We start from the raw sequence: 14,302 nt of genomic DNA, 5'->3' as shown, positions 1-14,302 counted from the left end.
GCGTGCGCGAGGCTATCCGTTTTCCCCGTGATCCCGGTGGTCTTGAAAGCCGGGCCGACCGGTCAGGGCTTGCCCGCTTCGATCAGATGCCGCCGGAAGAATGACAGAACGTCCGCATCGAATGACTTGTGAAAGGCTACTCTGTCAAAGCCGTTGGCGTCCTTGCAAATCTCCGGCAGCGACTGGGTAAGCGCCGGCGAGCAAGGTGCGAGAAAGGCGAAGTGCGCTGCGTTGGAGACGACGTGAAATTCGGGCTTTGCCGGCAAGTCGCCCGTAAGAGCTATGACGTTTTCCGGCAGCACGCCGTCGCCGCCATATTGCGAGCCCCAGAGCTGAACGGGTGCCTTGACATTCTTCAGGCTGTCCTTGGTCGAAAAGAAACTGAACGGATCGGCAATGACCAAAGCCTTGATGCGCGCATCTTGGGTCAGCGGCTGCGTCGGAAGCTCGTTGCGGCGGATCTGTCCGCAAATCGGCGCCGGTTCCGGGCATGAGACATGCGGATCGTGAAAATCCGGGATCGCTCCGGCAAGAACCAGGCCGGTATAGCCGCCGCGCGAAAAGCCGAAGAAGCCGATGCGGCTCGGATCGATCTTTGCTGCTTCCGGAGAGGCGTTCAGCATGAAATCGATGAGACGTTTGATATCTGTCGGTCGCTCGACGAAGACGGATATATCGCCCGATTGGCTCATGTCGGAAAAATTGTCGCGCGGATGGTTCAAGGCAACGACGACGAAACCGGCATCCGCCAGGGTTTCCGCCGTATCGTGATGGCCGAGAGAGCTGCCGGCATGACCATGCGAGATGACGACCAACGGCAGATTGTCGCCCACGATCGGGCAATTCCGGACACCAGAAACGACGATCGGTCCAAGCGTGATGTCCGCCGGCGCAACCGCGCAGGGCGACCAGATTAAGACACGGAGAGCAGGACCGCTTGCGTCCGCCGGGACTTCAAACGATTTCAGGCCCGCTGCGTGAGCCCACGTTGCGGTCAGGCAGACGACAATGAAGCATAGAAACTTTGTGAAATGCATTTTCTTTTCCCAAAATGAAAATCGAATGGGGTTGGCGCAATGCATCACTCGGCTGCGTCGCGAAGCGGAATCAGCAGATCGGTGGCGAGTTCGCTGTCGGCTACGTGCCTTGGGTGATTGAGATAAATCTCGAGCGCCGGGCGATCGTCAGGCTCGAGGCCGCTTTGCGGTAGCCATCCGCCGAAGAGCGTCTGAAACGTCGGAGAAATGAGCGCATAGGGGCCGATCAGCCGGTGCCGGGCATAGCGGCCGCCCGGCACGTCGCATCGTTCAAGCCCGTCCATCGCCACCGCATCGTTCGACAGGATCAGCCCGGCAAAATATCGGAAGCCGTCACCTTGATCCGGATCGCCATAGCAGACACCGATACGAGCAACGTCGTTCCATGCTATCCCACGCTCCGACGACCATTGTCGCAAACGCCGATAGCTATGTGGAATCGTTGTGAGCGGCCCATCGTGACGCACACCGAATACAGTCACCGGCTGCCGGTCGGCGATCGTCACCGGAGGAAGGCTCGTCGTGATCGACTGTTGCTGCATCTGGAAATCGGTCGGACTAAGCCCGGTCAGATTGCGAAAGGCGCGCGCGAAGCTTTGCGAGCTGTCGTAGCCTGCATCCAATGCCGTTTCCGTAACCGAGACGGTGCGGCCGGCCAATCGATGCGCCGCCTGGGCAAGCCGCACCCGGCGTATCGTGGCGGCAATGCTTTCGCCGGTCAGCGCGCGATAGAGCCGATGGAAATGGAATGGCGAGAAATGAGCGATGGCAGCCAGGCTTTCGATCGAATGCGGCGCCGATGGCTCAACCATGATCGCTTCGATGACGCGGGCGATGCGCCGGCGATAATTTTCTTCTGTGCTGGTCTTCATGAGGCCAAAGAGTAGCATGGCTCTCGCATATGCGCGGCGCAGGAATTGCGGATTTTGCGAGTGCCAGTCAAAATGCATCGCCAGAAGATCGTCGACGGGCACACCGATCAAAACTTGACTTTCGGCGGTAAAACCCCGAAGCCAGTCAGCAATTGAACCGGAAGACTGAAGCAGCATGGCAGAACAGACGACAAAAGACGACAAGCCGCTTTTCGGCCGCCCGTGGATCTTCATCCGCGGCGTGCCGGCGATGAAATTCCTGCCGCCGGAAGGGCCTCTGGAAGTGGCCTTCGCCGGACGCTCGAATGTCGGCAAGTCGTCGCTGATCAATGCGCTGGTCGGCCACAAGGGTCTGGCGCGCACCTCAAACACACCGGGCCGCACGCAGGAACTCAACTACTTCGTTCCCGACGGCTTTTCCGGCGAAGGCGGCGACCTGCCGCCGATGGCCCTGGTCGACATGCCCGGTTACGGCTATGCCGAAGCGCCGAAGGAACAGGTGGATGCCTGGACGAAGCTGGTCTTCGACTATCTGCGCGGACGCACGACGCTGAAGCGCGTCTACGTGCTGATCGACAGCCGCCACGGCATCAAGAAGAATGACGAAGAAGTCCTGGCATTGCTCGACAAGGCGGCGGTTTCCTATCAGATCGTGCTGACCAAGACCGACAAGATTAAGGAAGCGGGCCTGCCGAAGCTGCTGGCCGATACCGCCGAAAAAATCCGCAAGCGTCCCGCCGCCTATCCGGGCATTCTCTCCACCTCCTCGGAAAAGGGCGATGGCCTGGAGGAAGTGCGCCAGGCGATCCGCCTGACGGTCGGCATTCCCTTCTGAACACCTGACAGGAACAAAATGAAGCCGCCGCCCCCGACGCCCCGGGGAACGGCGGCCCTGCTGCCGACGTTCTTTACATTTTCGGCAACAACACCTTGTCGACCACATGGATCACGCCGTTCGACTGCTTGACGTCGGCGATGGTGATATGAGCGGTGCCGCCGGCCTCGTCGACCAGCGTCAGCTTGCCGCCTTTTTCCGTGGCCTTGATCACGCAGCCGCCGACCGTCTTCAGGTCATATTCGCCGCCATTGCCCGTCGCCATCTTCGCGATGGTGGCCGCCATGTCGTCACCGGCCACGACATGGCAGGTCAGGATCTTCGTCAGCGTTGCCTTGTTCTCCGGCCTCAGCAGCGTCTCCACCGTGCCGGGTGGCAGTTTCTTGAAGGCGGCGTTGGTCGGCGCGAAAACGGTGAACGGACCCTTGCCCTCCAGCGTATCGACAAGGCCGGCAGCCTTGACGGCGGCAACCAGCGTCGTGTGGTCCTTTGAGTTCACTGCATTCTGAATGATGTTCTTGCTGGCAAACATCGGCGCGCCGCCGACCATCGGGTCTTTGGCATAGGCGAGGCCGGTCGCGGCCGAGAGCGTTGCGGCAACTGCGGCGATGCGAATCACGGTCTTGATCATAGGTCTATCCTCTTCCTCTTTTGCCCCGATCTTGCGGGGTCAGAGCAAGGTACGGAGGCACAGGTGGAAGAGTTTCAGCCGCAGTTTCTTTTTCGGAAGAAAGATGCTCTCAGGGCAGGCGGATCGTGCCGGAGGCAATGACGTTGCCCGTGGGCTTGCCGGTCGGCGAGCCGCCGAAGGGCTCGACGCTGACGGCGATGATCGCGCCTTCGGTGAGCTTGCTATGAAGCTCCGACGGCAAAACGATCTCACCCTCGCCGGTCTGCGGCAGGATGCCGAGCGCCTCGGCCGGATCGCTGCCGCGAATCAACCAGAGCTCCAGCGATTTTTCCTGCGGCTGGCCGGCGGCAACCGGCGTTACCCTCAACAGCCCATTGGTGGCGTCATAATTCGCAAGCAAATTGATGGGGCTGTTTTGTCCGGCAAGAGACGCGCTGAGCTGCTTGCCCGGCGATGGCTGCGAGGTGTTGTTGGTGACGGTAAACATCAGGACGCCGATCGCGAGAAACAGCGAGCCGAAAGCGACCGAGCGCCAGAGCAGCAGCGAGCCCCAGACATGGGCGCCGAACGCAGTTTCTCCGAAGACACGTTTCTCGACCTTTGGAAATACCGAGGCCGGCGGTGCAACCATCTCGTAATCATCGTTGAACCCTGAAAGATTCTGCTCCCAGCGGCTGACGATCGCTGCGAACTGACGGTCGCTGCGCATGCGCCGCTCTACCTTCTGCCGATCCTCCAATGACAGCACGCCGAGCACATATTCTCCGGCCAGGACTTCATCACGGGAGCGGCCTCCCTTGCTTTGATCGGACGAACTCATCGGTCCAAGCACTCTCTCAGTCTGATCAGGCTTCGGCGCAGCCAGGTACGCATGGTATTCAAAGGCACCGAATATTGCTCGGCAAGTTCCTGGTAGCTCAGGCCCTCGACATAGGCGCTACGAACAGCTTGAGCCCGACCAGCTTCCAACTCTTCCATGCACCTGTCAATGCGCCTTCCCTCTCCCTTCACGATTGCCTGCTCCTCCGGACCGGGTTCGGTGTCGGCAAGATCATAGGCTGAGTCTATTTCGTCGGCTACGGGTTTTCGGGCGCGGATGGCATCGATCGACTGATTGCGTGCGATCGTCGTCAACCACGGCATCGCCGGCCCTTCCGACGCACGGAAACGCTCGGCCCGCTGCCAGATTTTCACGTAGACCTCCTGCAAAACCTCCTCTGCATCAGTCTTGCTGCGAAGGATACGCAAACAGACGGCATAGAGTTTCGGACTGGTCCGCCTGTAAAGCGCAGCAAAGGCTTTCTGGTCGCGCATCGCAACTCGGCCGATCAGTGTCTCTATCTCCTCATTCGCCATCCGCCCCCCGATCATGGCTCCCTCTCCACATCTTTAAGGGAAAGATGCGGGGCGGCAAGCTCGCTTGAAAAATGAAATATGGCAGAGGCGATGTGACGTAATAGAAACTAATCTTGTCATCATTATTCCCTCTGTCAAAAACTTGAGATAAAAGGCCGCGAATGATTTCACGGGGTGCCCCATGTCCGAAGCCCAAAGCGAACTCCAGGCCAGCCTGCTTGCCAAGGCCCTGCCCTACATGCAGCGTTATGAAAACAAGACCATCGTGGTGAAATACGGTGGCCACGCCATGGGCAATGCCGAGCTCGGCAAGGCTTTTGCGGCCGATATCGCGCTCCTGAAGCAGTCGGGCGTCAACCCGATCGTCGTCCACGGCGGCGGCCCGCAGATCGGCGCCATGCTGACCAAGATGGGCATCGAATCGAAATTCGAAGGCGGACTGCGCGTTACCGACCAAAAGACGGTCGAGATCGTCGAAATGGTGCTCGCCGGCTCGATCAACAAGGAAATCGTCGCGCTGATCAACCAGACCGGCGAATGGGCGATCGGCCTTTGCGGCAAGGACGGCAACATGGTCTTCGCCGAAAAGGCGCACAAGACCATCAAGGATCCGGATTCCAATATCGAACGCGTGCTCGATCTCGGCTTCGTTGGCGAAGTGGTCGAAGTCGACCGCACCCTGCTCGACCTGCTGGCCAAGTCAGAAATGATCCCGGTCATCGCTCCGGTCGCCCCCGGCCGCGACGGCGCCACCTACAACATCAACGCCGACACCTTTGCCGGCGCCATCGCCGGTGCGCTCAGCGCCACCCGCCTGCTCTTCCTCACCGACGTTCCGGGCGTGCTCGACAAGCAGGGCCAGCTGATCAAGGAACTCTCTGTCGCCCAGGCGCATGCGCTGATCGCCGACGGCACGATTTCCGGCGGCATGATCCCGAAGGTCGAGACCTGCATCGACGCCATCAAGGCCGGCGTCCAGGGCGTCGTCATCCTCAACGGCAAGACCGCCCATTCCGTGCTGCTCGAAATCTTCACTGAACACGGTGCCGGCACGCTGATCGTTCCCTGATAAGAAACGCACCTTTCCCCACGCAGAAAGGGTGCGTTTTTCCCGTTATCGCCGGCGACGCGTTCAACCGAAATCGGTCGAGCGCGTTAGGTTTTCCCAGGCGGTGATTTCCTCGCTGAGAGCGGCGATTTTCCCGCGCACCAGGTTCAGCGCGTCCGTGCCGAGCAGCAGATGAACGGGCGGATTGTCGGACGCCACCAGCGCCAAAATGGCTGCGGCTGCCTTTTGCGGGTCGCCCGCCTGATTGCCGTTTTTCTCCTCGCGCGCCTTTCGGATCGGATCGAATAGCGCGTCATAGTCGGCGATGCTGCGGCCGGAGCGGACCATGGAACGGCCGGCCCAATCGGTACGGAACGAGCCGGGTGCGACAGCCGTCACCTTGATGCCGAAATCCTTCATTTCTTTCGCCAGAACCTCGCTGATGCCCTCCAGCGCAAACTTGCTGCCGCAATAGTACGCGATTCCGGGCATGGTGATGAAACCGCCCATCGAGGTGATGTTGATGATGTGACCGGCGCGACGGCGGCGCATGAAGGGCAGGACCGCCTTGATCATCGCCACAGCACCGAAGACGTTGACGTCGAACTGGCGCCGCATCTCGTCGAGTGGCGATTCCTCCAACGTGCCCTCATGACCATAGCCGGCATTGTTGATCAACACGTCGATCGGACCGAGTTCAGCTTCGATGCGCGCAATCGCGGGCTCTATCGCGGTAAAATCGGTGACATTCAGAAGGATGGCTTTGGCGCGGCCCGGTGCAAGGGCCTCGAACTGCTCTTGACCGGAGGCGTTGCGGACTGTGCCGGCAACGCGGTGGCCAGCGGCGAGCGCCGCCTCGGCAAAGGCGCGGCCGAAGCCGGAACTGACGCCGGTGATCAGGAAAAGTTTGCTCTCTATCGAATTCATGGGAACGCTCCTTGCTGTCAGCGCGCTCGACGCTTGGCCGAGCGGTCGCGTGCTGCCTATGTGGACGCGGCGTGACTGACAGTCCAATATATTGCGGTGGCTTTATCCATATCCTAAAGATATCGCCTTACGCCGCTGGAAGAGAGCAGGATGGAACTACGCCACATCAGATATTTTCTCGCCGTCGCCGAGGAACTTAATTTCACGCGCGCGGCCCGACGCATCGGCATAGGCCAACCGCCCCTCAGCAATCAGATCCGCGATCTGGAGGAGGAAATCGGCGCACCGCTGTTTCGCCGCTTGCCGCATGGCGCCGAGCTGACGGAGGCGGGACAGGTTTTTCTGCCCGAAGCACGCGCAATCCTCACCAGGGCCGGGCAGGCGAAGGCCTTGGCGCTGCGGGCGGCGCGCGGCGAGCTCGGACGATTGCGGGTGGGCTTTACCGGTTCGGCGGCTTTCAGCCCTATCGTGCCGTCCTCCGTGCGCAGCTTTCGCCGCACCTATCCAGAAATCGACCTGACATTGGAGGAGGCCCATACGACACGGCTGCTGGAGCGGCTTGACGCCGAGGAACTGGATGCCGTCTTCATCCGGCCGGGTCGGACCGGTCCACCGGGTTTCCGATCGCATGTACTTGGCGAGGAAAGCATGGTGATCGCCCTGCCCTCCAGCCATCCCCTGGCAGAGGCGGACACCCTGCCGCTGTCGACTCTATCCGACGAGCCGTTTGTGCTCTTTCCGCGTGCCGCCGGCCCAAGCCTGTTCGACGAGATCATTGCCGCCTGCCGACGGGCAGGCTTCGAACCGATCCTGGGGCAGATTGCGCCGCAGATCACGTCGATCGCCAATCTGATCGCCGTGGAACTCGGCGTTTCGGTGGTGCCATTGGCCGTAGCCGAGATCCAGGTTCCGGGCGTCAGCTATATTCCCATCTCTGGCGATGGACCGGTGGCGCGGCTGGCGCTCGCAACACGCCGCGATGAATGCTCAGCCGTCGTGCGGAATTTCATTGCGCGCGTGTTGGCGACTAAAGCTGAACTCGGATGATCAGTCCTGCTGATAAAGCGCCTGGGCTTCGCTTTTCAGCATTCCCATCACCGAGCGGTAGGGCGCTGGGCCGTAGCTGATGCGGCTGACGCCGAGGCCGGCCATGGTGATATTGTCAGGGGTCGCCGGACGCACCATGATGTTGACCGGCAGGGGCGAACGATCGCAGAGCGCTTCAATCAGCTCCGCATCGACAAGGCCCGGCGCGAAGAAGCCGCTAGCGCCGGCTTCGGCAAAGGCATCGGCGCGGCGATAGGCCTCGTCGAGCAGCAGCTGGTGATGCGCGGTATCGCTTTCCTGTAGAAACAGATCGGTGCGGGCATTGATGAAGAACGGCATTTCCCGCCGGGTGGCCATCTCGCGGATGGCCCGGATGCGGGGCACCTGCGTCTCGATTGGATGAACGCCACGGCCGCCGATCACCTGATCCTCGAAATTGATGCCGATGGCGCCGTGATCCATGATCTTTTCGACATTGGTGGCGACAGCATCGGGCTCCAAGGCATAGCCGCCCTCGAAATCGACGGAGACCGGTAGGGGGCTCGTCACCGAAATTAGGCGGGTGATGACTGCCAGCAGCGACAGCGGCACGGCCTCGCCATCACCAAAACCATTGGCCGCCGCGACCGACCAGCTTCCCGTTGCCAGCGCCTTGGCGCCCGCTTCGGTCACTGCCTTGGCCGAACCGGCATCCCATATGTTGAAGAGGACCAGTGGATCGCCCTTGCGATGCAACCGAGCAAACCCTTCTGCCTTTTCCACCTGACTCATCTCATCCCCCTGCGCAAAAGCCCGATCGGGCACATCCTGCCCCTTGCACCCAGGAAACAGGGGCTCCTCTTCCACCTGACACCTAGCGCAAAGCCCCGAAAATCAACCTGCAAAACCATAGCCTGCATTGGAATGCCCGGCAATGTCCGCAATCTTGCCCCTCTATGCCGGAATCATATTTTGCTTTTCCTCGAGCGATGCCGCATGCCATAAGGCCACCCATGACCCAGACAAAGACACAGCCCAGTCCCGCCGATTTCTCCGATATCCGTGACTGGGTGTTCGACCTCGACAATACGCTCTATCCGCATCATGTCGATCTGTTCGCGCAGATCGACAAGAACATGACGGCCTATGTCTCAACGCTCCTGCAGATGGAGCGGGACGAGGCGCGCAAGCTGCAAAAGCAGTATTATCTCGAGCACGGAACGACATTGCAGGGGCTGATGATCCATCATCGCATCGACCCCAACGACTTCCTGGAGAAGGCGCATGCGATCGACTATTCGGCGCTGATGCCGCAGCCGGAACTGGCCGCCGCCATCAAGGCGCTGCCGGGACGCAAGTTCATTTTCACCAATGGCAGCGTCAGCCATGCGCAGGCGACCGCCGGTGCGCTGGGCATCCTCGATCACTTCGACGATATCTTCGACATCGTCGCCGCCGATTACGTGCCGAAACCGGCCGGCAGCACCTATGACAAGTTCATGAGCCTCAACCGGGTGGATACGAAGCGTGCCGTCATGTTCGAGGATCTTCCGCGCAATCTCACCGTACCGAAGGCACTCGGCATGAAGACGGTCCTGCTCGTGCCGCAGAACCTCGAGGGCACCGTCGTCGAATGGTGGGAAAAGACCACCGGTGAGGACGAGCATATCGACTATGTGACCGACGACCTCACGGCCTTCCTCAAAACTTTGGTTTAAGGATTCATTAGGATCGGGTTACGAAAGTTTCATCCGCCTTACAGATGTTTAATTGGTCGTTTCTGACCGCCAGCCGTATCGTTTGACCAGTCCTCGACACGAAAGGAAAAACGATGAACGGGAAAAAACTTCTTCTGGCGGGCCTTTCCGCAGCACTCCTGGTCGGCGCTGCCGCGCAGGGCAGCTTTGCCGCACAACGCGGCCACGACGGCAGAGATGGCCGGGATGGTCGAGACGGTCCGCGCTTTTCGCCGGAAATCGTCTATGTTCGCATGCTGAAGCAGTTCGGCCAGCCTGGCGACACGAAGGTCACCAAGGATGAAGTCAAGGCCGGCGTCGACAAGATCTTCGATCAGATCGACACCAACCACGATGGCCAAATCACCCCCGGTGAAGTGCGCGCCTATCGTCAGGAGCGCATCAAGGAATGGAAGGCCGCACACGCCAAGGGCAATGACGATCAGGCCAACAACCAGGCCCAGAACGATCAGACCAAGGGCGACCAGGCTCAAAACGACGACAACAAGGGTGACAACGGCCCGCGTCATCACGGACATCGCGGCCGCTTCATGCACGAAGCCGGATTGATGCGTGGCATGATGCTGTTCCACCGCATCGACAAGGATGAAAACGGCCAGATCAGCAAGCAGGAAGCCGAAGACGCCGCCAACAAGTTCTTCGACCGCATGGACCGTAACCATGACGGCGTGATCTCGCTGGACGACATGCCGGACCGCCCGCTGCTCTAAATGACCAATCAGGTATGATTGACCATTGAACTGAAAAACCCGCCGAAAGGCGGGTTTTTCTTGTCAGTGTCCGTTGTCGTGCTCGTAAAAATCCGAGACGATCTTCCAGGCGTCCTCGGCCGTATCGACAAAGCTGATCAGCTTGACGTCGTCGGGAGCAATGGTGCCGAATTCGGCGAGCGCGTCGAAGTTGATGATGTCGCGCCAAAATTTTTCGCCGAACAGGATGAGCGGCAGGCGCTCCATGCGGCCGGTCTGGATCAGCGTCAGGCATTCGAACAGCTCGTCCAGCGTGCCGAACCCACCCGGAAACACAGCGATCGCCTTGGCACGCACCATGAAATGCATCTTGCGGATCGCGAAGTAGTGGAAATTGAAGCTGAGCTCCGGCGTCACATAGACATTCGGCGCCTGCTCGTGCGGCAGCACGATGTTGAGGCCGATGGAGGGGGCACCCTCCTCCGAAGCACCGCGATTGCCCGCCTCCATGACGCCGGGGCCACCGCCGGTGACCACGACATATTCATGGAAATCGAAGCCGGCGGAATAGCGCGAGCACAGCCGCGCGAATTTGCGCGCTTCCTCGTAGTAGACAGAGGCTGCTTCAAGATTGGCCCGCTGCACCTCGTTGCGCGCCGCCCAGGCGCTGGTGCCGGGGGCCGGAATGCGAGCACCGCCGAACATCACCACCGTCGACTTTATGCCGCGCTCGGTGAGATACATCTCGGTCTTCAGGAGTTCGAGCTGCAGGCGGATCGGTCGCAGCTCCTCGCGGCAGAGAAAATCCTCGTCGGCATAGGCGAGACGATAGGAGGGCGACATCGACTGTGGCGTCTTCGGAACGGATTCAGCCCGCTGCTTGTCGGCCGAGCTCGTCTTCAAGGGATCCCATACCCCATCCTTGCGCCTCAGCCTGCCATTCTTCGCCTTGCTCATTTCCAATGCCTTTCGATCGATCCTTCAAGGGCCGCCATACACCGCAGCGCGAGCGGCCGAGTATCGCATATGCCCCTCTAACGCCTTGAATCCAAGCTCAATCCGCACCGAAAAATCATTCCATTTTTCAGGCCCATGCTGTAGGACCAATCGACCGTATCTGCGGACACTCTTCCGATCGCAACGATAGCCATTGAAGTTTAAGGAATTCTCATGAGCGCCACCGACCTCGCCTCTCTCGAAAACGCCATCGAGGCGGCCTTTGAAAATCGCGACAATGTGAACGTCTCGACACGCGGCGAAGTTCGCGACGCCGTGGAAACCGCGCTGAACCTGCTCGACAGTGGCAAGGTGCGCGTGGCCGAGCGTGGTTCCGACGGCAACTGGACCGTCAACCAGTGGCTCAAGAAAGCCGTGCTGCTCTCCTTCCGCCTGAACGACATGCAGATCGTCGACGGCGGCCCCGGCGGCTCGACCTGGTGGGACAAGGTGCCGTCGAAGTTCGAGGGCTGGGGCGAGAACCGCTTCCGCGAGGCAGGCTTCCGCGCTGTGCCGAACGCCGTCGTCCGCCGCTCTGCCTATATCGCCCCGAACGCCATCCTGATGCCGTCCTTCGTCAATCTCGGCGCCTATGTCGGCGAAGGCACCATGGTCGACACCTGGGCGACCGTCGGCTCCTGCGCGCAGATCGGCAAGCATGTGCATCTTTCCGGCGGCGTCGGCATCGGCGGCGTACTGGAGCCGATGCAGGCCGGCCCGACGATCATCGAGGACAATTGCTTCATCGGCGCCCGTTCGGAAGTGGTCGAAGGCTGCATCATCCGTGAAGGCTCGGTGCTCGGCATGGGCGTCTTCATCGGCAAGTCGACCAAGATCGTCGATCGCGCCACCGGCGAGATCACCTATGGCGAAGTGCCGCCCTACTCCGTCGTCGTTGCCGGCGCGCTGCCGAACGGCAATACCATGGCAAACGGCCAGCCGGCTCCGAGCCTCTATTGCGCCGTCATCGTCAAGCGCGTCGATGAAAAGACCCGCTCCAAGACCGGCATCAACGAGCTGCTGCGCGATTGATATGACTTCGGGAGCGCGCCTCTTGGGGAAGCGCTCCCGCCCGCCGGTCGGGTGACGGCCCTTGCATGATCGGCTGGAACCGCGGCGGAAATTTTCAGACAATAATGGCCCACCAGTTGCCATAGCCTCGCCATCGCCTTGCCATCTCTCCCCGGATAAGTAGCCTCCGATGACCGCCACCGATCCCGTCGCCAATCTGCAAACCCTGATCCGCTGCGCCTCCGTGACGCCGGCCGAAGGCGGCGCGCTCACCGCGCTCGCCGACATGCTGCTGCCGCTTGGCTTCAAGGTCGAGCGCATGACGGCCAGCGAGGCGGGCACGCCCGATATCGAGAACCTCTATGCCCGTCTCGGCACCGAGGGGCCGCATCTGATGTTCGCCGGCCATACGGACGTCGTTCCCGTCGGCGACGCCGCTTCCTGGAGCCATCCGCCCTTTGCCGCCGACATCGCCGGTGGCGAACTCTTCGGCCGTGGCGCGGTCGACATGAAGGGCGGCATCGCCTGCTTTGCCGCCGCCGTCGCACGCCACATCGAAAAGCATGGGCCGCCGGCCGGCTCCATCTCCTTCCTCATCACCGGCGACGAGGAAGGCCCTGCGATAAACGGCACGGTCAAGCTGCTGCAATGGGCCGCCGAGCGCGGCGAGCAATGGGACGCCTCGCTCGTCGGCGAGCCGACCAATCCCGATCAGCTCGGCGACATGATCAAGATCGGCCGTCGCGGTTCGATCTCCGGCTTCATCACTGTTCATGGCGTGCAGGGCCACGCGGCCTATCCGCATCTCGCCGACAATCCGGTGCGCAGCATCGTCAAATTGACCGAGGCGCTGCTCGACCCGCCTTTCGACGCCGGCACCGACAATTTCCAGCCGTCGAACCTCGAAGTGACGACGATCGATGTCGGCAATGCCGCCACCAACGTCATCCCCGCCAAGGCGACCGCCGCTTTCAATATCCGCTTCAACGACACCTGGACCGTCGAGACCCTAAGGGCGGAGATTCTCGCCCGCCTCGATGCTGCTGCGGCCGATCAGACACTCCGTCCCGGTCGTGAGCCGACTAAGTATGACATCACCTGGTCCGACCGTCCGAGCCAGGTCTTCCTGACGCGCAACAATGCGCTGATCGCCTCGCTCTCCTCGGCAGTCGAAAATGTCACGGGCCATACGCCGAAGCTTTCGACCACCGGCGGCACCTCGGATGCCCGCTTTATCAAGGACTATTGCCCGGTGGTGGAGTTCGGCCTTGTTGGCCAGACCATGCACATGGTCGATGAGAGGGTGGCTGTCGCGGATCTCGAAACCCTGACCGAGATCTACGAGACCTTCATCCAGCGCTGGTTTGCGAATGCCGAGCTTTAAGGAAGTCCAATATTATCTGGCGGGCCTGTGGCTTCTGCTGCGCATGGACGCGCGAGGCTTCCAATATCTCGACATATCGGACCGTGGCATGCTGCGCTCCTTCTGGGCGATCCTCTGGAGCCTGCCGTCGATCGGCATTTCCTGGCTCTGGTGGCAGCAGGCCTATCTCACCGCCATGCCGCCGGAAACCTCGACCGGCATGGCCTTTTTCCTGCGTCTGGCGCTGGTCGAGGCGGCCAGCTGGCTGACGCCGCTGGTGCTCGCCGGCGTGCTGCTGATGATCTTCCGCTTCGGCGACAAATTCGCGCCTGTCGTCGTCGTCGTCAACTGGCTCGGCCTGCCGACGTCCTATCTCAACGCCCTCTTGATCGCGCTGCTGGCCTTCATCCCCGGCGCCAGCGGGCTAGTGGCCATCCTGTGGCTGGGGCTGATGATGGCGATCGTCTTTTCGCTTGCCCGCATGCTGAGGATGATCTGCGGTACCCATCCGCTTTTCATCGGCACCTTGACGCTGGTGCTGCTGATCCCGACCATGCTGCTGACTGATTTTCTGCAACGTTTCCTCGGCATCTATCCGCCGGGCTAGATGTCTGCTCCCGACATTGGACCGCGCATTATTCCCATAGGAATGGAGAGATGCGCCACGACGACAAAAGCGGTCCGCCAAGCGATACAACAAATAAAAAGCCGTAGCGCTCTTTCGAAGCGCTACGGCGTTGTGAACCTAGTTCCA

General features: G+C 60.9%; 16 protein-coding genes. 8 read left to right on the top strand and 8 right to left on the bottom strand.

From position 1 onward, the window contains the following. Positions 1-62: 62 nt before the first annotated feature. Both RRH01S_RS20525 and RRH01S_RS20520 read right to left on the bottom strand, forming a co-directional pair. Positions 63-1,037 carry an alpha/beta hydrolase family protein gene (locus tag RRH01S_RS20525; protein ID WP_007695462.1) on the bottom strand — a complete coding sequence of 325 codons (975 nt, stop codon included), beginning with the start codon at positions 1,035-1,037 and terminating at the stop codon, positions 63-65. Positions 1,038-1,081: 44 nt separating this feature from the next. Continuing rightward, on the bottom strand, positions 1,082-2,011 hold the full coding sequence (locus RRH01S_RS20520) for an AraC family transcriptional regulator (protein WP_007695461.1): 930 nt from the start codon (positions 2,009-2,011) through the stop codon (positions 1,082-1,084). A 73-nt stretch (positions 2,012-2,084) separates the two neighbouring features. Here RRH01S_RS20520 and yihA point away from each other — a divergent pair, with 73 nt between their 5' ends. Then, entirely contained in the window at positions 2,085-2,744 is a 660-nt protein-coding gene (gene yihA / locus RRH01S_RS20515; protein WP_007695459.1) for a ribosome biogenesis GTP-binding protein YihA/YsxC, read from the top strand. 73 nt (positions 2,745-2,817) lie between these two features. Here the strand turns inward: yihA and RRH01S_RS20510 are convergent, their stop codons facing one another. The 3 genes from RRH01S_RS20510 to RRH01S_RS20500 all read right to left on the bottom strand — a co-directional run bounded on the left by RRH01S_RS20510 (position 2,818) and on the right by RRH01S_RS20500 (position 4,731). Continuing rightward, positions 2,818-3,375, bottom strand: a complete 558-nt coding sequence (locus tag RRH01S_RS20510; protein ID WP_007695457.1) for a fasciclin domain-containing protein — start codon at positions 3,373-3,375, stop codon at positions 2,818-2,820. Between the two features lie 109 nt (positions 3,376-3,484). Then, positions 3,485-4,195 (bottom strand): anti-sigma factor, encoded by a 711-nt coding sequence (locus RRH01S_RS20505; protein WP_007695455.1) that lies wholly within the window; start codon positions 4,193-4,195, stop codon positions 3,485-3,487. After that, positions 4,192-4,731: a sigma-70 family RNA polymerase sigma factor gene (locus RRH01S_RS20500; RefSeq protein WP_012650878.1), complete on the bottom strand. Its 540-nt coding sequence runs from the start codon at positions 4,729-4,731 to the stop codon at positions 4,192-4,194. Before RRH01S_RS20500 ends, RRH01S_RS20505 begins: the two co-directional genes overlap by 4 nt. A 181-nt stretch (positions 4,732-4,912) precedes the next feature. Here RRH01S_RS20500 and argB point away from each other — a divergent pair, with 181 nt between their 5' ends. Next, a complete protein-coding gene (argB, locus tag RRH01S_RS20495; protein ID WP_007695451.1) occupies positions 4,913-5,800 on the top strand; it encodes an acetylglutamate kinase in 888 nt (295 codons plus the stop codon). 63 nt (positions 5,801-5,863) lie between these two features. Here the strand turns inward: argB and RRH01S_RS20490 are convergent, their stop codons facing one another. Further along, entirely contained in the window at positions 5,864-6,706 is an 843-nt protein-coding gene (locus tag RRH01S_RS20490; protein WP_034520158.1) for an oxidoreductase, read from the bottom strand. Positions 6,707-6,856: 150 nt separating this feature from the next. On the opposite strand from RRH01S_RS20490, the gene RRH01S_RS20485 reads away from it, so the two are divergent. Beyond that, positions 6,857-7,753, top strand: a complete 897-nt coding sequence (locus RRH01S_RS20485) for a LysR family transcriptional regulator (RefSeq protein ID WP_037221051.1) — start codon at positions 6,857-6,859, stop codon at positions 7,751-7,753. Here RRH01S_RS20485 and RRH01S_RS20480 read toward each other — a convergent pair whose 3' ends face one another. Further along, positions 7,754-8,524, bottom strand: a complete 771-nt coding sequence (locus RRH01S_RS20480; protein ID WP_007695445.1) for an isocitrate lyase/PEP mutase family protein — start codon at positions 8,522-8,524, stop codon at positions 7,754-7,756. A gap of 221 nt (positions 8,525-8,745) precedes the next feature. Here RRH01S_RS20480 and RRH01S_RS20475 point away from each other — a divergent pair, with 221 nt between their 5' ends. Together RRH01S_RS20475 and RRH01S_RS20470 are read left to right on the top strand one after the other, a co-directional pair. Next, a complete protein-coding gene (locus RRH01S_RS20475; RefSeq protein ID WP_007695444.1) occupies positions 8,746-9,450 on the top strand; it encodes a pyrimidine 5'-nucleotidase in 705 nt (234 codons plus the stop codon). Between the two features lie 113 nt (positions 9,451-9,563). Beyond that, positions 9,564-10,199: an EF-hand domain-containing protein gene (locus RRH01S_RS20470; RefSeq protein ID WP_007695443.1), complete on the top strand. Its 636-nt coding sequence runs from the start codon at positions 9,564-9,566 to the stop codon at positions 10,197-10,199. Positions 10,200-10,262: 63 nt separating this feature from the next. Here RRH01S_RS20470 and RRH01S_RS20465 read toward each other — a convergent pair whose 3' ends face one another. Beyond that, a complete protein-coding gene (locus tag RRH01S_RS20465; protein ID WP_007695442.1) occupies positions 10,263-11,135 on the bottom strand; it encodes an LOG family protein in 873 nt (290 codons plus the stop codon). Between the two features lie 213 nt (positions 11,136-11,348). Between RRH01S_RS20465 and dapD the strand changes: the two genes are divergently transcribed. From dapD to RRH01S_RS20450, 3 genes are all read left to right on the top strand, one after another. Then, on the top strand, positions 11,349-12,206 hold the full coding sequence (dapD, locus tag RRH01S_RS20460; protein ID WP_007695441.1) for a 2,3,4,5-tetrahydropyridine-2,6-dicarboxylate N-succinyltransferase: 858 nt from the start codon (positions 11,349-11,351) through the stop codon (positions 12,204-12,206). 169 nt (positions 12,207-12,375) lie between these two features. Beyond that, a complete protein-coding gene (dapE, locus tag RRH01S_RS20455) occupies positions 12,376-13,569 on the top strand; it encodes a succinyl-diaminopimelate desuccinylase (RefSeq protein ID WP_007695440.1) in 1,194 nt (397 codons plus the stop codon). Then, positions 13,556-14,155: a hypothetical protein gene (locus tag RRH01S_RS20450; RefSeq protein WP_007695433.1), complete on the top strand. Its 600-nt coding sequence runs from the start codon at positions 13,556-13,558 to the stop codon at positions 14,153-14,155. Before dapE ends, RRH01S_RS20450 begins: the two co-directional genes overlap by 14 nt. Positions 14,156-14,302 lie beyond the last annotated feature (147 nt).

Origin of the sequence: Rhizobium rhizogenes NBRC 13257 (genome assembly GCF_000696095.1) — a bacterium.
Lineage (GTDB): Bacteria > Pseudomonadota > Alphaproteobacteria > Rhizobiales > Rhizobiaceae > Rhizobium > Rhizobium rhizogenes.
Note: the sequence above shows the minus strand (reverse complement) of the source record. Positions and strands in the feature narration are given on the sequence as shown.